At 70.6% G+C, this 25,899-nt stretch carries 23 protein-coding genes; 7 read left to right on the top strand and 16 right to left on the bottom strand.

Annotation, left to right across the window (positions count from 1 at the left end; translation table 11 throughout):
- Window positions 1-88 precede the first annotated feature (88 nt).
- Window positions 89-2,356 (top strand): ABC transporter permease, encoded by a 2,268-nt coding sequence (locus KXR53_RS07190; RefSeq protein WP_437374423.1) that lies wholly within the window; start codon window positions 89-91, stop codon window positions 2,354-2,356.
- The gene (locus KXR53_RS07195; protein WP_437374424.1) at window positions 2,353-3,108 is read left to right on the top strand and encodes an ATP-binding cassette domain-containing protein; all 756 of its coding nucleotides are present in this window, start codon (window positions 2,353-2,355) and stop codon (window positions 3,106-3,108) included. Before KXR53_RS07190 ends, KXR53_RS07195 begins: the two co-directional genes overlap by 4 nt.
- Window positions 3,109-3,110: 2 nt before the next feature.
- Here the strand turns inward: KXR53_RS07195 and KXR53_RS07200 are convergent, their stop codons facing one another.
- From KXR53_RS07200 to KXR53_RS07225, 6 genes are all read right to left on the bottom strand, one after another.
- A complete protein-coding gene (locus KXR53_RS07200) occupies window positions 3,111-4,628 on the bottom strand; it encodes a tripartite tricarboxylate transporter permease (protein ID WP_437374425.1) in 1,518 nt (505 codons plus the stop codon).
- 11 nt (window positions 4,629-4,639) lie between these two features.
- Window positions 4,640-5,146 (bottom strand): tripartite tricarboxylate transporter TctB family protein, encoded by a 507-nt coding sequence (locus KXR53_RS07205; RefSeq protein WP_437374426.1) that lies wholly within the window; start codon window positions 5,144-5,146, stop codon window positions 4,640-4,642.
- A complete protein-coding gene (locus tag KXR53_RS07210) occupies window positions 5,143-6,090 on the bottom strand; it encodes a Bug family tripartite tricarboxylate transporter substrate binding protein (protein ID WP_437374427.1) in 948 nt (315 codons plus the stop codon). Before KXR53_RS07210 ends, KXR53_RS07205 begins: the two co-directional genes overlap by 4 nt.
- 402 nt (window positions 6,091-6,492) lie before the next feature.
- Complete coding sequence (locus tag KXR53_RS07215; protein WP_437374428.1) at window positions 6,493-6,717, bottom strand: hypothetical protein; 225 nt, start codon at window positions 6,715-6,717, stop codon at window positions 6,493-6,495.
- 47 nt (window positions 6,718-6,764) lie between these two features.
- Window positions 6,765-9,254, bottom strand: coding sequence for an extracellular solute-binding protein (locus KXR53_RS07220; RefSeq protein WP_437374429.1), 2,490 nt, complete (start codon window positions 9,252-9,254; stop codon window positions 6,765-6,767).
- 7 nt (window positions 9,255-9,261) lie between these two features.
- Window positions 9,262-9,939 carry a response regulator transcription factor gene (locus KXR53_RS07225; RefSeq protein ID WP_437374430.1) on the bottom strand — a complete coding sequence of 226 codons (678 nt, stop codon included), beginning with the start codon at window positions 9,937-9,939 and terminating at the stop codon, window positions 9,262-9,264.
- Between the two features lie 295 nt (window positions 9,940-10,234).
- On the opposite strand from KXR53_RS07225, the gene KXR53_RS07230 reads away from it, so the two are divergent.
- The gene (locus KXR53_RS07230; protein ID WP_437374431.1) at window positions 10,235-10,942 is read left to right on the top strand and encodes an SDR family oxidoreductase; all 708 of its coding nucleotides are present in this window, start codon (window positions 10,235-10,237) and stop codon (window positions 10,940-10,942) included.
- 3 nt (window positions 10,943-10,945) lie between these two features.
- Here the strand turns inward: KXR53_RS07230 and KXR53_RS07235 are convergent, their stop codons facing one another.
- On the bottom strand, window positions 10,946-11,995 hold the full coding sequence (locus KXR53_RS07235) for a bile acid:sodium symporter family protein (protein ID WP_437374432.1): 1,050 nt from the start codon (window positions 11,993-11,995) through the stop codon (window positions 10,946-10,948).
- A gap of 212 nt (window positions 11,996-12,207) precedes the next feature.
- The gene (locus tag KXR53_RS07240) at window positions 12,208-13,632 is read right to left on the bottom strand and encodes an MFS transporter (protein WP_437374433.1); all 1,425 of its coding nucleotides are present in this window, start codon (window positions 13,630-13,632) and stop codon (window positions 12,208-12,210) included.
- Window positions 13,633-13,777: 145 nt separating this feature from the next.
- On the opposite strand from KXR53_RS07240, the gene gcvA reads away from it, so the two are divergent.
- Entirely contained in the window at window positions 13,778-14,713 is a 936-nt protein-coding gene (gene gcvA, locus KXR53_RS07245; protein WP_437374434.1) for a transcriptional regulator GcvA, read from the top strand.
- A 43-nt stretch (window positions 14,714-14,756) separates the two neighbouring features.
- Here gcvA and KXR53_RS07250 read toward each other — a convergent pair whose 3' ends face one another.
- Window positions 14,757-15,236: a class I SAM-dependent methyltransferase gene (locus KXR53_RS07250; RefSeq protein ID WP_437374435.1), complete on the bottom strand. Its 480-nt coding sequence runs from the start codon at window positions 15,234-15,236 to the stop codon at window positions 14,757-14,759.
- A 123-nt stretch (window positions 15,237-15,359) separates the two neighbouring features.
- Here KXR53_RS07250 and KXR53_RS07255 point away from each other — a divergent pair, with 123 nt between their 5' ends.
- A complete protein-coding gene (locus KXR53_RS07255) occupies window positions 15,360-16,997 on the top strand; it encodes a glucan biosynthesis protein (RefSeq protein ID WP_437374436.1) in 1,638 nt (545 codons plus the stop codon).
- 209 nt (window positions 16,998-17,206) lie between these two features.
- Here KXR53_RS07255 and KXR53_RS07260 read toward each other — a convergent pair whose 3' ends face one another.
- Together KXR53_RS07260 and KXR53_RS07265 are read right to left on the bottom strand one after the other, a co-directional pair.
- Window positions 17,207-17,875, bottom strand: a complete 669-nt coding sequence (locus tag KXR53_RS07260; RefSeq protein ID WP_437374437.1) for a hypothetical protein — start codon at window positions 17,873-17,875, stop codon at window positions 17,207-17,209.
- An 11-nt stretch (window positions 17,876-17,886) separates the two neighbouring features.
- The gene (locus tag KXR53_RS07265; protein WP_437374438.1) at window positions 17,887-18,420 is read right to left on the bottom strand and encodes an RNA polymerase sigma factor; all 534 of its coding nucleotides are present in this window, start codon (window positions 18,418-18,420) and stop codon (window positions 17,887-17,889) included.
- A 134-nt stretch (window positions 18,421-18,554) separates the two neighbouring features.
- Between KXR53_RS07265 and KXR53_RS07270 the strand changes: the two genes are divergently transcribed.
- Complete coding sequence (locus tag KXR53_RS07270) at window positions 18,555-19,742, top strand: hypothetical protein (protein WP_437374439.1); 1,188 nt, start codon at window positions 18,555-18,557, stop codon at window positions 19,740-19,742.
- Between the two features lie 18 nt (window positions 19,743-19,760).
- Here KXR53_RS07270 and KXR53_RS07275 read toward each other — a convergent pair whose 3' ends face one another.
- The 3 genes from KXR53_RS07275 to KXR53_RS07285 all read right to left on the bottom strand — a co-directional run bounded on the left by KXR53_RS07275 (window position 19,761) and on the right by KXR53_RS07285 (window position 21,341).
- Complete coding sequence (locus KXR53_RS07275; RefSeq protein ID WP_437374620.1) at window positions 19,761-19,973, bottom strand: anti-virulence regulator CigR family protein; 213 nt, start codon at window positions 19,971-19,973, stop codon at window positions 19,761-19,763.
- Between the two features lie 180 nt (window positions 19,974-20,153).
- Window positions 20,154-20,468, bottom strand: a complete 315-nt coding sequence (locus KXR53_RS07280; RefSeq protein WP_437374440.1) for a hypothetical protein — start codon at window positions 20,466-20,468, stop codon at window positions 20,154-20,156.
- Between the two features lie 84 nt (window positions 20,469-20,552).
- Window positions 20,553-21,341, bottom strand: a complete 789-nt coding sequence (locus tag KXR53_RS07285; protein ID WP_437374441.1) for an aldolase — start codon at window positions 21,339-21,341, stop codon at window positions 20,553-20,555.
- 129 nt (window positions 21,342-21,470) lie between these two features.
- Here KXR53_RS07285 and KXR53_RS07290 point away from each other — a divergent pair, with 129 nt between their 5' ends.
- The gene (locus tag KXR53_RS07290) at window positions 21,471-22,304 is read left to right on the top strand and encodes an AraC family transcriptional regulator (protein ID WP_437374442.1); all 834 of its coding nucleotides are present in this window, start codon (window positions 21,471-21,473) and stop codon (window positions 22,302-22,304) included.
- Here the strand turns inward: KXR53_RS07290 and KXR53_RS07295 are convergent.
- A complete protein-coding gene (locus KXR53_RS07295) occupies window positions 22,294-23,073 on the bottom strand; it encodes a helix-turn-helix transcriptional regulator (protein WP_437374443.1) in 780 nt (259 codons plus the stop codon). The genes KXR53_RS07290 and KXR53_RS07295 overlap by 11 nt on opposite strands.
- A 144-nt stretch (window positions 23,074-23,217) precedes the next feature.
- Entirely contained in the window at window positions 23,218-25,887 is a 2,670-nt protein-coding gene (locus KXR53_RS07300; protein ID WP_437374444.1) for an ATP-binding protein, read from the bottom strand.
- Between the last annotated feature and the right edge of the window lie 12 nt (window positions 25,888-25,899).

Here is a 25,899-nt window from a genome sequence, read left to right on the forward strand (position 1 = left end):
AGGTCCGTGAGCACCGGAAGCGCAGAAGACGCCGCCAGACGGCCGCGCCAGTCGCATTGTCGAACGGGCTCTGAGCCGTCGAGGGATCATGGCAACCACCACCGCGCCCGAGCAGGCACGGCCGACCCGCTTCGGCGGTTTCGCCTATGGCTGGGAGGTCGGGCTCTTCCTCGTCATGGCGGCGCTCTATCTCGCCGGGACCCAGGTCAATCCGCGCTTCTTCGGCGACCTGACGGCGCTGCACAGCGTGCTGCGCGACGCCTCCCGCTTCGGCGTGATGGCTGTCGGGATGACCTTCGTCATCGTCAACAAGGACCTCGACCTGTCCGTCGGCTCGACGACGGCGATCGTCGCCGTCCTGTTCTCGATCCTCTTCGCGCCGACCCATTACGATCTCGGCGCCGGGGTCGCGATCGCCGCCAGCGTCGCCCTGGGGCTCCTGATCGGGCTCCTGAACGGCGTGCTCGTCACGGTGCTCAAGGTGCCGGCCTTCATCGCCACGCTCACCATGCTGTTCATAGGCCGCGGTTTCGTGCTCGGGCTGACCGGCGGCAAGAACATCGCCTATGAGGCCAAGGCGCGCGACGTCCCGATCTTCGCCCTCGGCGAGACCAACGCGCTGGGCTTCAACAACCAGATCCTGATCTTCCTGATCGTGGCGCTGATCGGCGGCGTCCTGCTCGCCTATACCCGCTGGGGCTACGAGACCTATGCCGTGGGCGGCAATGCGACGGCCGCGGATTATGCCGGCATCAGCAGCCGTCGCGTGCGGATCCGCGGCTTCGTGCTGTCCAGCCTCTGCGCGACCATGGCCGGGCTGATGGCCGTGTTCCAGGACAAGGGCGTCAACAGCGGCTACGGCGTCGGCCACGAGCTGATCGTGATCTCGGCGGTGATCGTCGGCGGCGCCAGCATCATCGGCGGCCGCGGCCGGATCCTCGGCTCCTGCATGGGCGCCCTCCTGATCGTGCTGATCGACAAGGTCCTGCGCGAGGGCGTTCCGATCGAGCGCGTGGTCAAGGTCGGCAACATCGAGATGGTCGTTCAGGCGATGGCCTCGATGCCGCCCGGCGCGGTGCCGGTCTTCCTCGGCCTGATCCTCCTCGCCGCCGTGCTGATCGAGCCGTGGATCTTCCGCCGCAAGGTCATTCCCCGGCTGTGGGCCCGGCTGCGCCGCCGGCCGTTGCCCTTGCCGGAGGTGGAGGTGGAGACGGTCGCGGTCGAGGGAGCGCCCACGCATGGCACGGCCATGGCGGCGGAGGAGATCCACGCCCGCGGGCTGAAGCGATTCCTGCTGCAGCGCGAGGCGGCGGCGGTCATCTTCATGGTCGTGCTCTGGGCGCTCGGCATGTATCTGCGGCCGGATTTCTGGGGCAGCCTGGACAACAGCTTCAACCTGCTGCTGGCCTTCACCGAGATCGGGATCATGGCAGTCGGGATGACCTATGTCATCGCCAATGGCGACATCGATCTGTCGGTCGGCTCGGTCCTGGCCCTGTCGGGCGCGACCGCGGCCTTCCTGATGAAGTTCCTGGATGTGGACCCGCTGCCGGCGGCGCTGGCCGCCTTCGCCGCCGGCACATTCGCCGGCGTCGTCAACGGCTTCCTGACGACCAAGGCGCGGCTGCCGGCCTTCGTCGCCACGCTCGGCATGTTCTACATCGCGCGCGGCCTCGCCGCCTGGTTCGTCGCCGGGCGCCAGCTCAGCCAGTTCCCGGAGAGCTACAACCTGATCGGCCGCAAGCTGATCGAGATCCTGCGCTATGTCGGCCTCGAGCCGGCGCGCGGCAGCTTCTGGTCGGCCTTGGCCAGCGCCGTCAGCACGCAGACGATCTTCCTGGCGGTCCTCGCCGTCCTCGCCGGCATCGTCCTGTCGCGGACGACCATCGGCTATCGGGTGCTGGCCACGGGCGGCAACCGCCGCGCCGCCGACTACGCCGGCATCGACACCGACCGCGTCCGCTTCTTCAGCCTGGTCTTCAGCGCCATGTGCGCGTCGCTGGCCGGCATCGTCTACATCGCCTATTTCCGCAGCTTCAACCCGTCGGCCGGGCAGCTGCGCGAGCTCGACGTCATCGCCGCCGTGATCATCGGCGGCGGCAGCATCTTCGGCGGTTTCGGCACCATCCTGGGCGCGCTGGCGGGGGCCGCCGTGATCACCCTGATCCGGGCGCTCCTGTCCCTGCAGATCATCCTGCCCGGCGGGGAATCGGTGGTGATGCCGCAGCACTGGATCAACGTCTTCATCGGGCTGATCCTGATCGTGGCCGTGCTCGGCGACATCTGGCTGCGCCAGGAAGGCCTGCTGCAGCGGCTGTTCGCGCGGCTGCGCCTGCGAAGGGAGCGAACCGCATGACCGACCCCGGCACGCCCATCGTCGAGATGCGGCATATCTGCAAGAGCTTCGGTGCCATCCGCGCGCTGTGGGAGGTCAAGCTGCGCCTGATGCCCGGGGAGATTCTCGGACTCGTCGGCGACAACTCGGCCGGCAAGTCGACGCTGATGAAGATCCTCTCGGGCGCCTATCAGCGCGATTCCGGCGACATCCTGGTCGCGGGCGAGGATGTCCACTTCAGAAGCCCGCATGAATCGCGCGACCGCGGCATCGAGATGATCTACCAGGACTTCGCGCTGTGCGGGAACATGGACGTCGCCGCCAACGTCTTCCTCGGCCGCTGGCCGACCCGGGGCTGGTTCGTGGACCGGCGGCGGATGGAGACCGAGGCGAATGACGTGATGCGCCGCCTCAAGGTCGACATCAACCACGTCCGCCAGCGGGTCGAGAGCCTGTCGGGCGGCCGCCAGCAATCGGTCGCGATCGCCCGCGCGATCAGCTTCGATCCGAAGGTCCTGATCCTCGACGAGCCGACGGCCAACCTGTCGGTCCCCGCCACCGAGCGCCTCCTGGAGACCATGGACGAGCTGCGGCGGCATGGGGTCGCGCAGATCATCATCAGCCACCGCCTGACCGACATATTCGAGATCGGCGACCGCATCATGGTGCTGAAGCGCGGACGCAATGTCGGCGAACGGCGGATCAAATCCACGACCACGAAAGAGGTGCTGGAGCTGATCGTGCAGGGCGAGCCGGAGACCGCGGGCGCCTGATCTCAATCTTCCTCCGCCGCCAGCTGCGCCAGGACCCGGCCCTTGCCCATCTGGCGCAGCACCATCGGCACCACCACGACCAGAACGGTGATGACCAGCAAGGTGATCGAGATCGGCGAGGAAACCAGGATCATGGGGTCGCCCCGGCTGTTCTGCAGCGCGCGGCGCAGCGGCAGCTCCGCCATCGGCCCCAGGATGAAGCCGACCACCACCGGCGCGATCGGGTAGTGAAAACGGCGCAGCATGTAGCCGAGCAGACCGAAGGCCAGCAGCAGGCCCAGCTGGAACGATGACGGGTTGGCACCGATGGTGCCGAGCGTGGCGAAGACCAGGATGCCGCCATAGAGCCAGGGGCGCGGGATCGACAGCAGCCGGACCCACAAGCCGACCAGCGGCAGGTTCAGCACCAGCAGCATCGCATTGGCGACGAACAGGCTGGCGATCAGCCCCCAAACCAGGCCCGGATTGCTCTGGAAGAGCAGGGGGCCGGGCTGGATGTTGTACTGCTGGAACCCGGCCAGGAGGATCGCCGCCGTGGCCGAGGTCGGCAGGCCGAGGGTCAGCAGCGGCACCAGCGTGCCCGCGGCCGACGCGTTGTTCGCCGCCTCCGGCCCCGCCACGCCTTCGATAGCGCCCTGGCCGAATTCCTCCGGATGCTTCGACAGCTTCTTCTCGGTGGCATAGGAGAGGAAGGTCGGGATCTCGGCGCCGCCGGCGGGCATGGCGCCGATCGGGAAGCCGAACAGCGTCCCACGCAGCCACGGCTTCCAGGACCGCTTCCAGTCCGACCGGTTCATCCAGATCGAGCCCCGGATCGGCTCGACATGCTCCTCGGTGCGGCCTTGGCTGCCGGCGACCGACAGGGCCTCGCCGATGGCGAAGAGGGCGACCGCCAGGATAGTGACGCCGATTCCGCCCAGCAGCTCCGGGCTGCCGAAGGTCAGCCGCGCCCGGCCGCTCAGCTCGTCGAGGCCGATCAGGCCGATGGCGAGGCCGATGGCCAGCGAGGTCAGGCCGCGCATCGGCGAATCGCCGAAGGCGGCGGAGACGGTGACGAAGGCCAGGATGATCAGCGCGAACTTCTCCGGCTCCCCGAAGGAGATCGCGATCTTGGCCACCTCCGGCGCGACGAAGGCCAGGGCCGCCGTCGCGATCAGCCCGGCGACGAAGGACCCGATCGCCGCGGTGGCCAGGGCCGGGCCGCCACGGCCGGCGCGGGCCATCTTGTTGCCCTCCAGCGCCGTGATGATCGAGGCGCTCTCGCCCGGGGTGTTGAGCAGGATCGATGTGGTCGACCCGCCATACATGCCGCCGTAATAGATGCCGGCGAACATGATCAGCGATCCCCCAGGATCGAGGGAATAGGTCACCGGCAGCAGCAGCGCCACGGTCAGGGCCGGGCCGATGCCGGGCAGCACGCCGACCGCGGTGCCGAGGGTGACGCCGATCAGGGCATAAAGCAGGTTGACCGGCTGCAGGGCGACGGCGAAGCCGTGGGCGAGGAAGGCGAAGGTGTCCATGGATCAGGCCTTCACTGCAAAAACAGCCGTTCCAGCGGCCCCGCCGGCAGGGTCAGGTCCAGTCCCATGGTGAAGATGAACCAGACCACGAAGGCGAAGACGATGCCGATCGGGATGGTCCGCCACAGCGGGCCGCGGCCGAAGCCTCGAACGGTCGCGGCGAACAAGAGACCGGTCGCGATCGAGAAGCCGGCCGTGGTCAGCAGCAGCATCTGGGCGGCCAGGCCGCCGACGATCCAGGCGAGGGGCGGCAGGTCGTCCTTCTCGCGCGGCGGCGGGTTGCCGCGCCAGGCGTCGACCGCCGTCCACGCCGCCAGGATCAGCAGCATGCCGCCGATCAGGCGGGGGAAGATCGCGGGCCCGAAGCGGGCCGCGAACCCCCTGACGTTGAGCTGGCTGGCGTCCCAGAACAGCACCACGGCGACGACAGCCAGGGCCGCGGCGATCCCCAGGACCGGCCAGTCCGGCCGACGCCCCATGGCGTGTTTCGGGGTGGCGTGTTCCGGGGCGGTGCTCATTCGGCCAGACCGACGTCCTTGAGGATCTGCTCGGTGGTGCTGATATCGGAGGCGAGCTGCTTGTCGAAATCAGCGCCGGCCAGGTAGGTGTCGGTCCAGCCCTTGGTCTTCAGCGTCTCCTGCCAGGTCTTGGACTTGGCCAGCTTCTCGATGTCGGCGGCGACGGCGGCCTTCTGCTCGTCGCTCAGCCCCGGCGCGGCCGCGACCATGCGCCAGTTCTGCACCACCACGTCGAGCCCGGCTTCCTTCAAGGTCGGGGCCTCGACGCCGGGCAGCCGCTCGGTGCTGGACACCGCCAGGACGCGCAGCGCCCCGGCCTTGACCTGGGATTCGAACTCGCCATAGCTGGAGATGCCGGCCGTCACCTGGCCGCTCAGCACCGCCGCCAGCGCCTCGCCGCCGCCGGAATAGGCGATGTAGTTGATCTCGGTCGGGTCCACCCCGGCCGCCTTGGCGACCAGACCGACCGTGATGTGGTCGGTGCCGCCGGCCGAACCGCCGGCCCAGGTCACGCCGCCCGGATCCTGCTTCAGCTGCGCCACCAGGTCCTGGATGGTCTTGACCGGGGAATCCTTGGGCACGACGATCGCCTCGTATTCCCCGGTCAGGCGGGCGATCGGGGTGACGTCGGCCAGGGTCACCGGCGACTTGTTGGTGATGATGCCGCCGACCATGACGTAGCCGCCGACGATCAGGGCCTTCGGGTCGCCCTTGGACTGGCTCACGAACTGGGCCAGGCCGACCGTGCCGGCGGCGCCGGGCACGTTGACGACCTGGACGCTGCGCGAGATGCCCTCGGCCTGCAGCGCCTGCTGCATCGACCGCGCGGTCTGGTCCCAGCCGCCGCCGGGGGCCGCCGGCGCCATGATGGTGTAGTCGTTGGCCCGCGCTGCGAATGGCAGCGCCAGCACGGCCGCAACGGCGGCGATCGCCAGTCTCTTCATGAGTGTCCTCCCGGAAATCGGTTTGGTTTTGGCCGAAAGCATAGCGCCCCGTGCGCTCACCGCACAGGATGGTCGCTTATCGGCCGCTGCTGATGGATGGAGTGGTGACGGGCCGCCGCCAGTCGCGGGGCTCTTGCATCTCGGGTGAAATCGGGACCTCCCTGGCCTGTTGCTTCGCCCCGGGCATCGCGATCGGCCCGGTTCCAGGGATCAGTCTAGCCGCCGAACCTGTCAGCGTCCTGTCATCGGCGCTAAGGGAGCAACAGCTCGAAATACAAACCCGTCATGGCGAGCCCCGCAGGGGCGTGGCCATCCAGCAATACCGGTCCCTGGATGGCCACGGCGCTTCGCGCCTCGCCATGACAAAAAAGCAGGTGAGGCGACTTAAAGGGGCCGCTGGTATCAGGCCTCGATCAGGTTCAGCCGCTTCTCGATCCGGTCGAGACGAGCTTCGATGCGGTCGATGCGGGCGGACTGGCCTGCGAAATCGGCGTGCAGTCCGGCCACCTGGCCTTCCAGCGAGGTCAGACGCCGGCCGTGATCCTGCTGCGTCTCGATCACCCGATCGATCTTCTCGTCGATACGGCGAAGATAGCCCGAGATCAGGTTGTCGAGCTCGTCGGTCATGCTGGAAGCATGACGGCGCCGGGATCGAGTGTCCATGGCTCGGGCTGTCAGGGTCCCCTCATCGGGGTGCCGTCTGATACCAGCCGTCGCCAGGTCTGCAGGAACCGGTCTCGGCGGCGTTCGTCCAGCGCCACCAGCAGCGACGGCCCCAGCGGGATCGGCTGCAGCGCGCCCTCGGCCTTGCCGGCGATGCTGCCGGCGGTCCAGGGGCCGGAGATGTCGGGCATGATCGCGCCCAACCCGGTGACGCCCGCCGCCAGGGCTTGGCCGCGGGGCGACAGCAGATAGTCGACGAAGGCGCGGGCCAGCTCGGCATCCGGCGCGCCGCGCGGGATCAGCGCCACCCGGGTCATCACCAGGGCATAGTCCTCGGGCACCACCACGCCCAGCCGCTTTCCGGCGGTCTGCCGCGCGAAGGCGTAGGAGCCGAGCAGGTTGTAGCCCAGGATCAGCTCGCCGCTCACGATCCGGTCCAGCATCTCCGGGCTGCTGCCGCTCAGCCGGGCATCGACCCGGCCGAAGGCCGCGGCCAGCCGCCAGAAGTTGGAGGAGATCAGCGCGTCCTGCGTGGCCAGCAGGTGGCCGATGCCGCTGATGGCGATGTCGTAGGTAGCGACCCGGCCGCGGAACCGCTCCGGCTGCGCCTCCAAGAGCGCGATCAGCTCGGCATGCGATCGCGGCACCTCCGCCTCGGGCAGCAGGTCGGGGTTGTAGGCGATCACCGCCGGCTCGAAGGTGAAGCCGATCGCCTCGGCCCGCCACTGCGCCCAATGCGGCAGCCGATCCAGCCAGGACGAGGCATAGGCCTGGGCGAAGCCGTCATTGGCCAGCTTCACCTGCAGGTCGGGGGCGGAGCTGATCATCAGGTCGGGCAGGGGCGACAGCTGCCCGCTCGCCGCCGCCTGGTACATCGGCAGCGTGTCGGTCTCCTGATAGACCACCCGGATCTCCGGCCGCAGCGCCTGGAAATCGGCGATGAAGCGGGCGAAGAGCGGGGTGTCGGTGGCGCCGAGGATGGTCAGCGTCCGCTCCCCGCCGGCCGGGGCCGGATAGACGGTGACGCCGGGCGCGGCGCGGCTCGGTTCGATCGTCGTCGCCAACAGCGCTCCGGCCAGCAGCAGCGCCGCCGCCGGCCCGTGCGGCCGCCGCCGTGCCGCCTCGACGACCGGCAGCTCGACCCGCACTTCCAGCCCGCCGCCCGGCCGGTCCAGGAGGGCCAGGGTGCCGCCATGGGCCTCGGCCACGGTACGGACGATCGACAGGCCCAGCCCCGATCCCGGGCGGTCCCGGCTGCCCTGGCCGCGGGTGAAGCGCTCCAGCACCAACGCCTTCTCCGTTTCCGGGATGCCCGGGCCCCGGTCGGACACCCGGATCACGGCCTGGCCGCGCTCGACAGTCGCGTCGATCTCGACCGTGCTGTCCGGCGCATGGGTCAGGGCATTGTCCACCAGGTTCCACAGCATCTCGCGCAGGGCCACGCGGTCGCCGCTGATCTCGGCCCGCGCCGCCTCCGGCGCCAGCGCGACCGAAAGCCGTCCGGCCTGCTCGGAATCGAGGCGCTGGCGCACATCCTCGACGATGGCGTCCAGCGCCACCGCCGTCGCCTCGCGCGCCTCGAGTCGATGGCGGACCGTGGCGTCCATCAGCAGCTGGTTGACCAGATGGCTGGCCTGCACCGCGTTCTGGTGGATGCGGGCGACGCGGTCGCGCAGCCGGGCGGGGTCGTCCTCGTCGACCGCCACCTCGGCCTGGGCGCGCAGCGAGGCCAGCGGCGTGCGCACCTGGTGCGCGGCGTCGGCGACCAGGCCGCTGACCCGCTCCATCACGCTGCGCAGCCGGCCGATGAAGTCGTTCAGCGCGCCGGCCAGCTGCTGCACCTCGACCGGCACCGGCACCTGTACCGGCGACAGGTCTTCGGGCGCGCGGCGGCGCAGCTCCCGCTCCATCACCACCAGAGGGGCGAAGGCATAGCGGATGCCGAACCAGACCAGGCCGAGGGCAACGAGGCCGAGGGCGGCGAGGGGCAGGGCGGCCTGGCCCAGGATCTCCGACGCCAGCGCCGAGCGGGCGCCGCGGGTCTCGGCGACGCGGATGGTCGCCCAGCCGGCCTTGCCTTCGACGAAGACCAGCCGGCCGACCGTGGCGATCCGCACCGCCTCGCCGTGATAGGTGCCGTCGGTGAAATCCGGCGTGGCGGAGGTGGCCGGCGGCAGCCCGGCGCCGAGGTCGCGATAGCCGGTCACGAAGGCGCCGTCCGGCGCCGCCACCTCGTAGAAGACGCGGTCGTCGTCGGAGAAGTCGAGCATCGCCAGCGAGGCGGTGGGCAACTCGACCGCGACCGCCCCGTCCTCGATCTGGACCGCGCCGGCGATGGTGAAGGCGGACGCGGCGAGCAGCCGGTCGAAGGCGCTGTCCGACGCGCTGCGGGCATAGTCGCGGATCAGGGCGACGAGGCCGATCCCGGCCAGCAGCAGCGCCAGCACGGTCAGCGCCAGCATGCGTCGCCGGATCGAGGCACGGCCGGCCCTCGTGTTCACGGCGCGCTCACTCCTGGGGCCCGCGCGGCTGCACCCGATAACCGGTGCCGCGGATGGTGACGATGTCGATATCGGCGCCCTCCAGCTTGCGGCGCACGCGCGAGACCAGCAGCTCCAGCGCGTTGACCGAGACATCCGCCTCGTCGCCGAACAGCTGCGTCATCAGCCGGTCCTTGGCCGCGACCTGGCCGGCGCGGGTCAGCAGGATCTCCAGCAGGCGGAATTCGCGCCGGCCGAACTCGACCAGCCGGCCGGCGACGGTGACGGCATGGCCGGCGAGGTCCAGCGTGACGTTGCCCTGCGATACGGTGCTGCTGGTCTGGCCCGCCGGGCGCCGCAGCAGGGCGCGCAGCCGCGCCTCCAGCTCGCGCAGGTCGAAGGGCTTGACCAGGTAGTCGTCGGCGCCGAGGTCGAGGATGCCGACCTTGTCGTCGATCTCGGACCGCGCGGTGATCACCAGGACCGGGGCGTCGATGCCGCGCCGGCGCAGGTCGCGCAGCACGGCGAAGCCGTCCTGGCCGGGCAGCATGATGTCCAGCAGCACGGCGTCGAAGATATCGTGGCCGGCGGCCTCGGCGGCCGACAGGCCGTCGCGCACCCACTCCACCGAATGGCCGGATTTGCGCAGCCGGTTCTCCACCGCCTCCCCGAGATCGGGATTGTCTTCGACCAGAAGGATCCGCATGCGCTCTTCTTGTCGGAAAGCGCAGGGCGCCGCAAGCGGGCGTGGATTGCTCTGAACCGGACCTTTCCAGAAGCCCCAAACCGTCATTGCGAGGAGGCGAAGCCGACGAAGCAATCCATGCCTCCGCTCTTGCGGCCCTGGATTGCTTCGCTCCGCTCGCAATGACGGTCGTGGAGGGATCCGGAACTGTCGATAGCAGACCCTTAGCTTTCCTAAACCCCGGGCGAAGAACTTCCCGTTTGTCTCCGCCGCCCGGCGGGCGCATGTGTCAGGCACAACGGAAGGAGACCCAAGGATGACCACGACCGAACGGGTGGCGATCGTCACCGCCGCCAGCAAGGGCATGGGCGCCGCGATCGCGCGCGAGCTGGCGCGGCGCGGCTACAGGCTGGCGCTGTTCGCCACCTCCGACGCGGTGGACGCGCTGGCCGACGAGCTCGGCGGCATCGCCGTGCGCGGCTCGGTGACCGAGCCGGCGGATCTGCAGCGCCTGGTCGACGCGACGCTCGACCGCTGGGGCCGGATCGACGCGCTGGTCAGCAACACCGGCCACCCGCCCAAGGGCGACCTGCTGGCCATCCCGGATGCCGACTGGCATCTCGGCCTCGACCTGATCCTGGTCAATGTCGTGCGGCTGGCCCGGCTGGTGACGCCGGCGATGGAGAAGGCGGGGAAGGGCGCGATCGTCAACATCTCGGCCTTCGGCGCGGTGCAGCCGGGCGCGGCCTTCCCGGTGTCCTCGGTGCTGCGGGCCGGGCTGTCGGCCTTCACCAAGCTCTATGCCGACCGCTATGCTGCCGCGGGCATCCGCATGAACAGCATCCTGCCCGGCTTCATCGACAGCTATCCGGAGAAGCCGGAGCTGCTGGCGCAGATCCCGGCCAAGCGCTTCGGCACGGTCGGGGAGATCGCGGCCTCCGCCGCCTTCCTGCTGTCCGACGAGGCCGGCTACATCACCGGCCAGAACCTGCTGGTCGACGGCGGGCTGGTGAAGGGGATCTGAGCGTCACGCCGCCCGCGCCGTGCGGCGGTCGCGCGCCGGCTCTTCCTTCTTGCGGGCTGCGCGCGCCTCGGCGTCGGTCAGCGGGCGGGCGGCGAGGCGGCCGGCGATGACGCTGACCGCCATCAGCTGGAAGAAGTGGAACACCATCACCGGCGCCAGCACCAGGCCGAGCTGCGGCGAGGTGCCGAACATCAGCCGGGCCAGCGGCACGCCGGTGGCCAGCGACTTCTTCGAGCCGCAGAAGGTCGCGGCGATGGTGTCGGGCAGGTCGAAGCCGATCAGGCGGCAGACGCCCCAGATGACCGCGAAGGCAATGCCGAACAGCAGCACCACGCCGCCGACGATCTCGACCAGCACGATCGGGTCCTGCTGCGACCAGATGCCGGAGGCCATCGAATCGGCGAAGGAGCCGTAGACGATCGCCAGGATGATGACGCGATCGGTCATCTTGATCCGGGCGTAGTTGCGGTTGGCCCAGGCGCTCAGCAGCGGCCGCACCAGCTGGCCGACGATGATCGGCACCACCACCAGCAGCACCACCTTCAGCAGCACCGGGCCAATCGGCATCGGCGCGCCCTGGTTGTGGGTGTACCAGGCCATCAGCAGCGGCGTGACCGCGACGCCGAGCAGGCTGGACAGGGTGGCGTTGAAGATCGCCGCCGGCAGGTTGCCGCGCGCCAGCGAGGTCATCGCCACCGAGGAGGAGATGGTCGAGGGCAGGGCCGCCAGGAAGAAGAAGCCGAGCAGAAGGTCCGGCTGGATCCAGTCCTCACCGAGCTCGCCGACGCCCAGCACCAGGGCCGGGAACAGGATGAAGGTGCCGGCGGTGGCCACCAGGTGCAGCCGCCAATGCGACGCGCCGGCCCGCATCTTCTCCGGCGCCAGGGTCAGGCCGTAGAGGAAGAAGACGACGGAGACGCCGTAGGTCGAGATCCAGTCCCAGTGCAGGGGGCCGCCCGTGAGGCCCGGTGTGGGCCAGAGACACGCCGCGAGGGCGACGAGGGGAAGGGCGATCATGAACCAGTCGGGCTTAGCCCGGCGTGCCTTGCTCATCACACACTCGCGTCTTGCTCGGGTGACCCGTGCATTCCGTATACAAGATAGGAAGGGATCCGCTCGGACCACCCCCGATCTGGCATGGGTGTGTTGCAGCGCGGGATGATGCCGCAGTTGCGAAGGATGCGCCACGCCGTACCGCTGCCGGCGGCCGGCCCGCTCGGCAGCGGCCGCCGGCAGCGCTCGGGGCAGCGCGGGCCGGTTCCGGGTCAGCGGCGCCGGTGCATCAGCTGCGCCAGCAGGGTCAGGACCGCGAAGGCCAGGATGACGGCCACTCCCGGCATCAGCATGGCCAATTGCGTGCCGGGCATGATCACGGCGGTGACGACGGCGAGGCCGCAGGCGCCGCCGACCTGCAGCGAGCTGTTGAGCAGCCCGGCGGCCAATCCCTGTTCATGGTCGGCCACCCCGCTGGTGCCGGCGACCATCAGCGCCGAGATGCTGAGCGCGAAGCCCATGCCCCACAGCACCGATGCGGGCAGCAGCACGGTCCACAGGTCCGGGACAGGTCCGATGCGCAGCATCAGCAGATAGCACGGAACGAAGGCCGTGAGCCCGACCAGCAGCACTTTGGTGACGCCGAACCGGCTGATCAGAGCCCCGATCTTGGGCCCGGTGACGACCACCATGAGTCCCGCCGGCAGCAGCACCAGCGCCATCTGCAGCGGCTGCCAGCCCAGCAGATTCTGCAGGTACAGGGCGATCAGGAACTGAAAGCCCATCGCGCCGCCGTAGAGGAGGGCAGCGCTGGCATTGGCGGCCACCAGGCTCCGGTTGCGGAAGATGCCCAGCCGGATCAGCGGCTGGCGCACTGTCCGCTCGATGGCGAGGAAACCGGTGAGCAGCAGCCCGGAGAGGACGAAGCCGGCGATCGTCCGCAGCGATGTCCATCCGACATCCGCTGCGGAGACAACCGTGAAGACCAGCAGGAGCATCCCGGCGACCAGGGTCAGGGCGCCGCCGATATCGAGCCGCAGCCGTTCGGTGCGCGGCGCATCCGGCGGCAGGAAGCGCAGCGCCGCCAGCAGCAGCAGCACGGCGATCGGGGCCGGCAGCAGGAAGATGTATCGCCAGTCCAGCCCCGCGAGCAGGCCGCCGATCAGCAGCCCGGAGGAGTATCCCGATGCTTCGAACAGGTTGAAGATCCCGAATGCCTTGTTCCTGTGCGGGCCTTCGGGAAAGGTTGTGGTCAGCAGCGACATCGCCGCCGGTCCGGTGAAGGCCGCGGCCATGCCCTTGACGAAGCGCGAGACGATCAGCAGGCCCGCGTCGTCGGTGAGCGCGCCGAACACCGACACCAGCGCGAACACGGCGAGCCCGGTCACCAGCACCCGCCGCCGGCCGAACAGGTCGGCGCATCGTCCGCCCAGCAGCAGCAGGCCGCCGAATGCCAGGATATAGGCGCTCACCAGCCACTGCGCGGCGGCCGCGCTGATCCCGAACTCGCGCTGAATTTCCGGGATCGCCACGGCGATCATCGAGATGTCGAGCCCGTCGAGCAGGATCACCCCGCTGAAGATGAGGAGCGAGACCCACAGCCGCGCCGGCCAGCGCGTGGTCTCGCTCGGGGCCGCGGGTGCCGCCGGGGCGTGGCCTTCCAATCGCTTTTCGCATGTGGTCGAGCTGGTCGACATGTGTTCCCTCCGGGGGACTGGGGCGGGACGGGCAAGGGCCGCGTCCCGGCCGGGATGATGATCAATGCATCTTTAAATCGCCCTTTGATTGGCCATTGAAAAACGAGTAGTTTTCGACGAATCGTCAAAACTTGTTTGAAGCTCGATGGACCGTATGCTGCCGGGAACGCGGGCGCTCAGGACGTTTGAAGCGGCCGGGCGACACTTGAATTTCACGCGGGCGGCCGAGGAGGTGGGGCTGACGCCGGCGGCGGTCAGCTATCAGATCAAGGAGATCGAGGAGCAGCTGGGCGTCGTGCTGTTCACGCGCACCAGCCGCAGCATCCGGCTCACCCCGGCCGGCGCCGTGCTGTTCGAGGCGGCCGCCGACGCGCTGGACATGCTGCAGCGCGCCGTCGGCCGCGCCAGGAAGATGGCCCGCGGGTCAGCGCATCTGCGCGTGTCGCTGGGCGCGAGATTTGCCACGAATTGGCTCCTGCCCAGGCTGTCGCGGTTCAGAGCCGCGAATCCGGCCTTGGAGCTGACATTCGACATCAGCGATCAGATTCGGGATTTCGACGTCGACGACGTCGATGTCGCGATCCGCTTCGGTGCGGGAAGATACGACCGCATGCGTTCGGAACGGCTGTTCGATACCGTCATCGTCCCGATCTGCAGTCCGAAGCTGATCGAAATCGGTCCCAGGCTGGAAGAGCCGCGGGATCTGGTCCACCACACGCTGTTCTATGTGGACAGGAAGACCGAAGGCATTGCCTGGCCGGGTTGGCGCATGTGGATGGCCGCGGCCGGCATCGACGACTTCGACGACAGCCGATGCGTTGCGTTCTCCGATACGAGCCACGTCGTCCAGGCGGCCATCGACAGCGGCGCCGTCGGCCTGGCCGACCTCGCCATGATCGCCAACGACCTTTCCCAGGGCCGGCTGGTGAGGCTGTTCGACATCGGCATCAGCGTCGCAAACAACCACACCTATCATCTGGTCTACCCGGAAGGCAGCAGCCGGGATCCCCGCATCCTCGCCTTTCGCGACTGGTTGCTGGCCGAGGCGGGTCAGCCGATCCAGCCGGGGGCCTCGCGATGACGACCCGGAATGCGCGCGAAGCGCTGTCCCGGTGAACCGGACGTCAGCCGACCCGCCACAGGAAATAGGGCCAGTCCGGTGTCTCGAAGGGCAGGGCGGTCCAGCGCGCCGCCTGCAGCGGCCGGTCGCTGACCACCAAGCCGCCGGGCGCCATCAGCCGGTCGATCAGCCCGGCCAGCCAGCCGGCCTGGGCGGCGTCGCGGGCGCGGTCCTCGCTGCCGAAATCGGCATGGGCCAGCGCCGCCGGCGCCCGGCCGGAGGAGGCCGGCAGGGTGTCGCGGAAATCGCCCAGCACCAGATCGGCGGCGGCCGGGGCCGCATCCGGCGGCGCGTGCAGGTCGCGGTCGAAGGCGATGATCTCGCGGTCCGGGAACAGCTTGCGCAGATGGCTGTAGGTGCGGCCCTTGCCCAGGCCGATCTCCAGCACCGGGCCGGGCAGGCCGCGGATCTCCTCCGCCGCCCGCTCCAGCGCCCGGCGCTGGGTGGTGAGGCGGGCGATCATGCGGTCGAGGCGGCTGTCCATCGGATCCTCCATGCAGCTCCGTGATCTACGCCGCGATCGGCGGTCTTGCAAAGGGCCAGGCTTTGCGTCCCGCCGTCTGGCTTGGTAAGGAAGGCGCGCTTCCCGGCCGGCCGGGAGACCGCAGTGAAAGGACCGACCAGGATCATGCTCGACCGCCGCACCTTGCTGAAGCTGGCCGCTGCCACCCAGATGTTCGGGATGTTCGGAGGGGCCTCCGCCCTGGCGGCGCCGTCGGCCGGGCTGCGCTACGGCGACCCCGGCCCGTTCTCCTATGACGGGCTGAAGGCCCGGGCGCGGGAGCTCGCCGCGGCGGCCTATGTGTCCCCGCCACGGCCGAATCCGGAGATCGTGCAGGCGATCGACTACGACGCGCACGGCAAGCTGAAGTACAAGCCTGGCTATGCCCTCTACGGCGACGGCCAGCCGGGCGCCTATCCGATCACCTTCCAGCATGTCGGCCGGTTCTTTCCCAAGACCGTGAAGATGCATGCAGTCGATCCCGCCGCCGGCACCGCGCGCGAGATCCTGTATGACCCGGAGTACTTCACCATCGGCCCGGACAGCCCCGCCGCCAAGCTGCCGTCGCAGCCCTCGGCCTTCGCCGGCTTCTGGATCCAGGAGGCCAAGGACGGCAAGGACGACTGGAAGAAGGAGGAGCCCTGGGTGGCCTTTCTCGGCGCCTCCTATTTCCGCGCCAAGGGCGAGCTCGGCCAGGTCGGCCTGTCGGCGCGCGGCATCACCATCACCCCGGGCTCGGGCGGGCCGGAGGAGTTCCCGGACTTCGTCTCCTACTGGTTCGAGCCGGCGCAATCCGACGCCGACGCGGTGACGGTCTACGCGCTGCTCGACGGTCCCAGCCTGACCGGCGCCTATCGTTTCCTGATGCGGCGCACCGCCGGCGTGGTGATGGATGTCGAGTCCACGCTGTTCCTGCGCCAGCCGATCGAGCGCCTCGGCGTCGCGCCGCTGACCTCGATGTACTGGTATTCCGAGACGGTGAAGAAGACCGCGATCGACTGGCGGCCGGAGGTGCATGACAGCGACGGTCTGGCGATCTGGACCGGCGGTGGCGAGCATATCTGGCGGCCGCTGAACAACCCGGCGCGGATCGTGATCTCCAGCTTCCTCGACCAGTCGCCGAAGGGCTTCGGCCTGCTGCAGCGCGACCGCAACTTCGATCATTACGAGGACGGCGTTCGCTACCACCTGCGGCCCTCGGCCTGGATCGAGCCGCTGGGCGACTGGGGCAAGGGGGCGGTGCAGCTGGTCGAACTGCCGACCGACGACGAGATCCACGACAACATCGTCGCCTACTGGCACCCCGAGGCGCCGACCAAGGCGGGCGACGAGCTGCCCTTCGCCTACCGCATCCACTGGATGGCGGACGAGCCCTATCCGACGCCGCTGGCCCGGGTGGTGGCGACCCGCCTCGGCCGCGGCGGCCAGCCCGGCCAGCCGCGCCCGGAAGGCGTGCGCAAGTTCATGGTCGAGTTCCTCGGCGGCCCGCTCGCCGGCCTGCCCTTCGGGGTGAAGCCGGAGCCGGTGCTGTGGGCCTCGCGCGGCACCTTCTCCTATATCTTCATGGAGGCGGTGCCGGACGACGTGCCGGGGCATTGGCGCGCCCAGTTCGACCTGACGATCGACGGCGACGACCCGGTCGAGATGCGGCTGTTCCTCAAGGTCGGCGACCAGGTGGCGTCCGAGACCTGGCTGTTCCAGTACCGACCCTTCGTCTCCGACGCCCGGCCGGTGGGGAATTAGCCGGCCGGCGCGGCGGCCGGTTCTGCGTTGCCTCTCCCGCCGGACGCGGGAGAGGCCGGGCTCGCGCAGCGAGACCGGGTGAGGGCTGGTCCCGGCCTCGACAAAAACTCCCCTCACCCGGAGCCGCTTCGCGTCTCCGACCTCTCCCGCAAGCGGGAGAGGCAACCGGATGGCGCCAAAAGGATGATCAGTCCTCTCCGGAGGCCAGCCTACAGCGCCTGGCCGGCTGGCTCGCCGCCGTCTTGCGACCACCACAGGCGCCAGTCGCGCTGGCCGACCCGGCAGGCGATGCCGCCGCCGACGCGATGGCCGTCCGGCCCCTCGATCGCCTCGGTGAACTCGCGGCAGAAGCGGCCGGAGCCGTCGACGAAGGTCGAGACCGGCCGGACCCGTCCTGCGACCGCGCCGTCGCCGCTGCGCCAGGGCATCTCGACGCCGTTCGGCGAGCGCTCCAGCACATCGGCCCGGCCGTTCGCGATCGCCGTCTGTGTCGTCACCCGTTGCTGTTCCGCCGCCTCGATGCGCGCGACCCGGCTCTCGAGCCCATCGATGGCGCGCAACGCGGTCCAGCCGCCGGCGCCGACGGCGACCAGCGCCACCGCGGCCGCGATCGCACGCAGCCACCGGGCGGCCGGGCGGCGGCGCCGGATCGAAGGCGATGCGGCCGCTGCGGGGGCCAGCAGCGCCGCCACGGCACGCGGCGTCGGTTCCTCCACCGGGCGGAACGCGGCGGAGAGCAGGGTCGAGACCTCGCGCTCCCGCCGCAGCGCCGCGGCCAGGGCCGGGTCGCGGGCCAGGGCCGCGCCGACGAGGCGGCGGCGCTCCGGCTCCAGCTCGCCATCCGCATAGCCCGCGATCCAATCGGTATCGATCGTCACGGTCGTCTCCATCAGCGGGGCGCCACCGCGACAACGGCGCCGACCACAGGCCGCGACAGCAGATGATGCAGCGCCTGGCGGCCGCGGTGCAGGCGGCTCATCACCGTGCCGACCGGCACCTCCAGCGCCTCCGCCGCGGCAGCGTAGCTGAGACCGCCGGCCGAGACCAGCAGCAGCACGCTGCGCTGTTCCTCGGGCAGGCGGTCGATGGCGCGTTGCACCGCCGCCAGCATCAGGGTCGCCTCCACCTCGGCCTCGGCGTCGCCGCCCGGCAGCGTGTCCGGGTCGACCGGCTCGGCCCCATCGCCGCGGCGGCGCCCGGCCCGCAGCCGGTCGAGATGCAGGTTGTAGGCGATGCGGAAGATCCAGCCCTGCATCGTGCCATTGGCGCCGGCCTGGTGCGCCCGCTCCAGCGCCCGTTCGCAGGTCGCCTGCAGCAGGTCGTCCCCTTCGGAAGCAGAACCGGCAAGCGCTCGGGTGAAGGCGCGCAGCCGCGGCAGCGAGGCCAGCAGCGCTCCCTTCACACGTTCGGCCGGATCGGACATCCCATCACCACTCTGCTGCTGTTGCGATTCACCCATCCGGCCTATTAACGCACAATATGGCGGTCCGGTCCGGGCAGGATGCCGAATTTCACGAAATTGCCCGGAATGGTGGCGGCCGGTCGAACGTCTGATGGATGATGGCGCGGGCCGCCGCGGCTCGTTACGACAGCACGGTTCTGGAGTTCCTGATGCGTATCCGCTCTGCTGCAGCACTGCCCCTCGTGGCGGCCTTCGGCCTGCTCTACGCGACGGGCGCGACGGCAGCCGTGTGGGGGGATTTCGCGAACATCTCGAAGCCGCACTTCATCACCGTCAAGGACAAGGGCGGTGACGGCGGCGGCAAGGGAAACGGTGGGGGTAACGGCAACGGCGGCGGCAAGGGCGGCGACGGCGGTGGCGGCAAGGGAAACGGCGGGGGGAGCGGGAACGCTGGTAATGGGAATGGCAACGCCGGCGGCAAGAGCGGTGACAACGGTGGCGGCAAGRGCGGYGACAACGGTGGCGGCAAGGGAACCGGCGGGGGTAGCGGCAGCAGCGACGGCGGGGGGAGCGGGAACGCTGGCAACGGGAATGGCAACGCCGGCGGCAAGGGCGGCGACAACGGTGGCGGCAAGGGAACCGGCGGGGGTAGCGGCAGCAGCGACGGCGGGGGGAGCGGGAACRCTGGCAACGGGAACGGCAACGGTGGGGGCAAGGGCGGCGACAACGRTGACGGCAAGGGAAACGGCGGGGGAAACAGCAGCAGCAACGGCGGCGGCAACGGCAACGGCAACGGGAATGGCAACGCCGGGGGCAACGGAAGCGGGAACAGCAACAGCAACGGCGGCGGCAATGCCGGGGACGATGCCGGCGACAGCCCCGGCAACAGCGGCAAGGCCAAGGGCCAGGCGCCCGGCAGGACCGACACCATCTCGCTCGACGACGACACCACCGCGGCGCTGATCGGCTCGGGCTGGTCGCCGACCGTCGGCAAGGGACCGTTCCGCAATCACGGCCAGCGCGTCTCCACCATGGTCAGCCTGGCCAAGGAGCTGGGCTACAGCGCCCGCGTCGGCGCCATGCAGGCCAATTTCGGCACGCCCCAGGAGACGGGCATCCGTGCCCTGCAGGAGCGGATCGCCGCGCTCAGGGCCGACCCGATCGCGGATCCGGACCTGATCGATGCGCTCGAGGCGCAGCTCGATGATCGGATCCAGCAGGTCAAGCCCGGCACCGCGCCGACCGGGGAGTGGGAGACGGTCAATCTGGATGTCGACGGGAACGGGGTGGTCGATGATCGCGACCTGGACCTCGCCCGCCAGGGCTTCCGCCCGTTCGACTGACGACGTGGCCCCGGTTCCTCAGTTCGTGAGAATGTCGAGGATGATGCCGGTGGCGATCGCCGCCAGCACGATATCGCTTCCGATCATGCAATATTCGTAGCCGTCATAGCGGGGCAGGCGCGCCAGCAGGTCCGGCGGCAGGATCCGCTTGGCGATGCCCGGCGGCAGCGGTTTGCCCCGCGCGAGATTACGCGCCGTTCCGGGCGGCAGCGCCCTTGGGGGCGCGGCCAGCCGCCGTAATGGTCGATGTCACGTCCCGGTCCCGCGGCGAGAACAGCGCCGCCGGGCGGGCCTTGCCCTGGCCGCCGGCCGGATTGCCGGGCACGATCACGGTCTGCGTCTTGCCGTGCCCCTGGCCATGACCTGGCCATGCGGCGAAGCCGCCATCGCCGCGTGTGGCGCGCGGTCGCGTCAGTCGAAGCGCAGCGGGATGTTGATGCTGATGCCCGGGGTCGGGGCGATGTAGTAAGGCGGCGGCTCGACATAGACCGGCGCCGGCCGGCGGTAATGGTAGTAGGGCCGCCCGTAATAGCCGTAATACGGCCGCTCGTAGACGACGACGGGCGGCCGTGGCCGCGCATAGACGATGCCCGGGCCGTGATACGGCCGCGCCCAGGGCGGCCCGCCGCCGTGCCAGGGCTTGTGATGGGCCAGGGCCGGGCCGGCGGTCGCCAGCACCGCGATGGCGGTCAATACGGGCACGAGGATGCGACGTCTGATGCTCATCTCGAAACGATCCCCTTCACGGGCACCCGCCGGCGGACGCCCCTCAGACCAGGGACGGCCGAGCCGGGCAATCCATTCCATCGATCACGCTGCGAAGCTGGGATCCTGCCGCATCAGCACGCGCTTGATGCTCTCGAGGTGCAGCCGGGCGCTCTCCGGGTCGCCCTCGCGCATCTGTTGGTAGGCCCGCCGGGCGACCTCGGCCGGCACCGGGCGCAGCGGCCGCCCGGTGCTCAGCGCCTTGACCTGCACCTCGGCCGCGCGCTCGAGGTAGTAGAGGTCGTCCCAGGCCTCGGCGATGGTCGGCCCGCACACCATCACGCCGTGGTTGCGCAGGAACACCACATCGGCGTGGCCGAGCGTCGCCGCGATCCGGTCGCCTTCGGCCTCGTCCAGGGCCAGGCCGTTATAGGCGTCGTCCACGGCGGTGCGGCCGTAGAACTTCAGCGCCGTCTGCCCAGCCCAGGCCAGCGGCTCGCCCTCGACCATGCTCAGCGCCGTGGCGTTGGGCATATGCGTGTGGAACGCCGCCCGGACACGCGGCAGGCGTTTGTGCAGCCGGGCGTGGATGTAGAAGGCCGTCGCCTCCGGCTTGCCCTCGCCGTCGATGACGTTCCCGTGGAAGTCGCAGACCAGCAGGCTGGACGCGGTGACCTCGCCGAAGGCCAGGCCGTAGGGGTTGACCAGGAACAGGTCGTCCCGCCCGGGCACCATGGCCGAGAAATGGTTGCAGATCCCTTCCTCCAGCCCCAGCCGCGCGGCCATGCGGAAGCAGGCGGCCAGGTCGATCCGGGCCTGGCGCAGCGCCGCCCAGTCGATCTCGCCGATATTGGACAGTCGGGATCGGTCGGCGGTGTGCAGCTCATGGGCCATGGCGAGGTGTCCTGTGCGGGCAGCGGGAAGATGGCGAATCCTTCAACAGCCGGCCCGGAGGCGCAATCGCGATCAAACGGGCGGCATCCGCCATCGGCACAGTTCCGGCGAACGCAGCGGGAGAAGGGCATGGGCGCGGTCGAGCGGGCGGTCTGGTACATCGAGAACCGGTTCTCGGCGGAGGTGACGCTCGACGCGATCGCCGAAGCCGCCGGGGTGTCCCGGTTCCATCTGTGCCGGCTGTTCGGCGTGGCCACCGGCCGCTCGGTGATGCGCTATGTCCGCGGCCGCCGTCTGACCGAGGCGGCCCGGACCCTGGCGGCCGGCGCCTCCGACATCCTGGCGGTGGCGCTCGATGCCGGCTACGGCTCCCACGAGGCGTTCACCCGGGCCTTCCGCGACCAGTTCGGGCTGACGCCGGAGCAGGTGCGCGGCCAGGGCCATATCGACAACCTCGCGCTGGTGGAGCCGATCCGGCTGGACGACACGCTGATCATCGACCTCGAGGCGCCGCGCTTCGAGACGGGCAAGACCCTGCTGGTGGCCGGACTGGGCGGCCGCTACACCTTCGAGACCAACGAAGGCATCCCGGCGCTGTGGCAGCGCTTCGGGCCGCAGATCGGCCATGTGCCGAACCAGCTCGGCGGCGCCACCTACGGCGTCTGCTGCAACGCCGACGACGCCGGCAATTTCGACTACATCGCCGGGGTCGAGGTCGCGAGCTTCGACGAGCTGCCGGCGGACTTCGCCCGGGTGCGCATCCCGGCGCAGCGCTACGCGGTGTTCAGCCACCGCGGCCACATCTCCCGCATCCGGGCGACGCATTGCACGATCTGGACCCGCTGGCTGCCGCAATCCGGCCACGCCTTCGCCGACGCGCCGAATTTCGAGCGTTACAGCGAGGACTTCGATCCGTGGACGGGCACCGGCCTGGTCGAGATCTGGATGCCGCTCAAGAGCTGATCCGGGCCGGGGCGCGATGCTCTCGGTCCTGGCCAGGCGGCGGCCAGCCGGCGGACGGCGCCAGCCGGTCGCATTGCGTCAGCAGCCGGACCAGCTCCGCCTGGCGGCGGGTGCCGGTCTTCTCGAAGATCCGGGTCAGGTGGGTCCGCGCCGTGGTGGGCGCGATCGCCAGGCGCTCGGCGACGGCCTGCAGCCCGTCGCCGCGGCTGATCTCGGCGGCGAAGACGGCCTCCGCCGCGGTCAGGCCGAACAGCTCCTGCAGCAGCGCCGGGGCCGGCATGCCCGCCGCGCCGGGATCCATGACGAAGAGGGCGACCCAGGGCGCCGCGGGGCCACGGTCGGCGTCGCGGCGCACCGGGATCACGGTGACCAGCAGGGGCGGCGATCCGGACGGGCGCGACAGCCGCAGGCGGGCTCCCCCCACCGCGGCCGCGGCGATCGCCTGCCGCAGTCTGCCGGTCTCCTCCGGATGGGTCGCGGTGATGCCGAACGGCGTGGCGAACAGCCCGTCCTTCCGGGCCACGATCGCCTCGGCGCGCCGGTTCAGCCGGATCGGCCGGGCCGACGCATCCGCGATGATCACGCCGAGGTCGAGCCAGTCCAGCAGATCCTCGATGCCGCTGCCCGTGTCCTGGCGAGACGCACGGTCCGGCGCGGTCGCGCCCGGCCCGTCCTCGCCGTCGATGTCGCGGCCCGAAAGGGCGACGGCCAGGCCGGGGGCCATGGTCAGGGAATAGTCGAGATCCGCAGCGGCATCGATGCCCGTCATCGCCATGTGCCTCCGTGCTCGACGCGTTGTCCGCCCTGCGTCGAGAGTCGGCAGAGTCCGGGGGCGGAGCCGCGAGGCACACCCTAGGCGCCGCGCGGCCGCGGCGCTTCGGGGCGGATGCCCAATTTTCGCGGGGGCGACTACCTAGTTTTCGCCGGCGGACAGCAGCCAGGGCTCGCTGTGCAGGCGCAGCACCACATCCATCCGGCTGCTGGCGTTCAGCTTGCCCAGCACCGACGAGACATGGTGCTCGACGGTGCGGGGGGACCGCACCAGCCGATGGGCGATGTCCCGGTTGCCCATGCCCTCGGCAAGGAGCTGCAGCACCTGCAGCTCGCGCCGGGTCAGGCCCAGCGGGTGGCGGCGGGCGACGGCGTAGGGGCCGCGCCGCGCCTTCGGCAGTTGGTCGGCGACGCCCAGGCGCTGCGCGGTCCTGCGGGCCAGCAGGGCGGCGGGGCGGGCCTCGATCTCCTCCAGCATCGCCACGGCGCGGGCCAGGGCCGGCCCCGCCTCGGCGTCGCGGACCTGGGTCAGGGCCAGGGCCGCCTCGTAGGGCAGGCCCAGCCGCGTCCATTCCGCCGCGGCCGTCAGCGGATCGCCGGACAGCTCGGCCGCCCGTGGCGCCGGGGCCCGCGCCGTCGCCGGCGGCAGCGGCGCCGCCATGCCGCAGCGGCGCCACCAGACCGCGAGCTCGCCCAGGGCCCAGGGGTCGAAGCTGTCGAGGTCCATCGCCGCCACGGCCGTGAGCTGCTGATGGGCGGGGCCGAGCTCGCCGGAAAGCCAGGCCGCCTCGGCCAGCGCGAAGCGCACCGGCGCGATCAGGTGCAGGTCTCCGGTCTCCAGCGCATGCTTCAGCGCCTGCTGCAGCAGCGCCTGGGCATCCGGCTCGCCCAGCCGCATGCGCACCCGGCCCAGCACGATCAGGGCCGGCAGGCGGATCGTCGGGGCGAGCTGCTCGAGGCCGACGACCCCGCCGGCGATCGACTCGGCCTCGCGGAACCGGCCCTGCTCCAGCCGAAGCCGCGCCTGCCAGCCGACCTGGTAATGGGTCCAGGAATCCAGGTCGTGCCGGGTCTCGAAGGCGATGCCTTCGGCCAGCACCCGTTCGGCCAGGGTGAAGTCCTTGAACACCACCGCATACTCGGCGAGGTTCATGTAGGCCCGCGCGGCGTGCTCGTGGAACCCGTGCTCCAGGGCCAAAGCGAGGCTCTCCTCCATCATCTCCCGCCCGCCCGGGCGGTCGACGAAGAGGAGGGCGGTGGCGACGTTGTTGAGCGCGTGCACCCGGGTCTCGACATCGCCCAGCCGGTCGGCCAGGTCGATGGCGCGCCGGCCCCATTCGACCGCCGCGTCGACGTTGCTGTGCTGCATGTGCAGCTGCGACCGCACGCTGTAGGCCATCGCCAGCTCCGGCCCGGGCGGCAGGCGCTCCAGCTCCCGCACCGCCTCGTCGACGCAGTCGCCGGCCTGCCGCACCTCGCCGCGCGACCACAGCAGCCGCGCCAGAGCCCGCAGGTTGAGGCCGACCTTGTCCATCCGTCCCAGCTCGCGCCACAGTGCGATCGCGTTCTGCCGCGCCTCGATCACCGTATCGTCGATGCGCGCCGCCAGGCCGGCCTCATGGGCCCAGTCCTCGTAGAGCTGCGCCGCCAGCGCCTTCGGCGCCTGGTCGACATAGCGCAGCGCGCTCGCCAGATGCGCGGCCGCCTGCTGGTGCGCGCCCAGGCGCGACGCCTGCGCCGCCGCCTGCGGCGCCAGGGCCAGGACGCGCGCGCCGTCCTCCGCCGCGGCGGCGTGGTGCACCTGGCGTGGCAGCAACGCGCCGGACTGCGCGACAGGGGCGTCGGCCATCGCCGCTTCGACCCGCGCGTGCAGCGATTGCTGGATGGCTGGGGACAGCTGGTCGAGCGTGGCCAACCGCGCCAGCTCGTGGCGGAAGCCCACGGCGCCCTGATCGTCCCGCAGCAGCATGCCGCGGCCGATGCAGCGGTCGATCACGGCGTCGGCCCTGGCGCCCAGCAGGGCCCGTGCCAACCACGGCTCGACGCTGCCGGGCACTATGCTGATCATCTCCAGCGCCCCGCGCTCGTCCGGCGCCAGCCGCGACAGCCTTGACCACACCGCGTCGCGGATCGAGGCCGGAATGCTCCCCGGCGCACTGTCTTGGCTGGCCAGCAGCTCGGTCACGAAGAAGGGGTTGCCGGCCGTGATCCGGTGCAGGTCGGCGGCAGGGCGGCCGGCCTGCCGCGCCAGCACGGCGACCGCCTCGGGCGACAGCGGCCGCATGGCGATGCGCGCGGCGGTGGCCGGCAGGTCGCCCAGCACCTGCCGCAGCGGATGGTCGGGGCCGGCCTCCTCGCTGCGGAAGCTCAGCACCAGCAGGGCCCGCAGCACCGGCATGCGGCGCCCGAGATACTTCACCAGGTCGAGCGTCGCATTGTCGGCCCAATGCACGTCCTCGAAGACGAGGATGGTGGTGTCCGGCGCCTCCTGCAGCGTGTTCAGCAGGGCCGGGAACAGCCGTTCCGGCGCCGCCGTCCCATCCAGCAGCGCCGCCACGCGGGGTCCCAGGGCATGCGCCATGTCCTGCAGCGGTCCCAGCGCGCGCGGCGTGAACAGCGCCTCGGACCCGCCCCACAGCACGCGGTGGCCGGGGCCGAGGCGCCGGGTGAACTCCTGCAGCAGGGCGGTCTTGCCGATCCCCGCCTCGCCGCTGAGCACGACGGTGCCGCCATGGCCGGCCGCGGCCCGCCGGGCCAGTCCCAGCAGACGGTCAAGCGGCTCCTCGCGCTCGATCAGCATGAAAACGGCCACTCCCTGTCCCCT

It is taken from the genome of Inquilinus limosus, assembly GCF_051487185.1.
In the GTDB taxonomy this organism is placed as follows: Bacteria; Pseudomonadota; Alphaproteobacteria; order DSM-16000; family Inquilinaceae; genus Inquilinus; species Inquilinus limosus_F.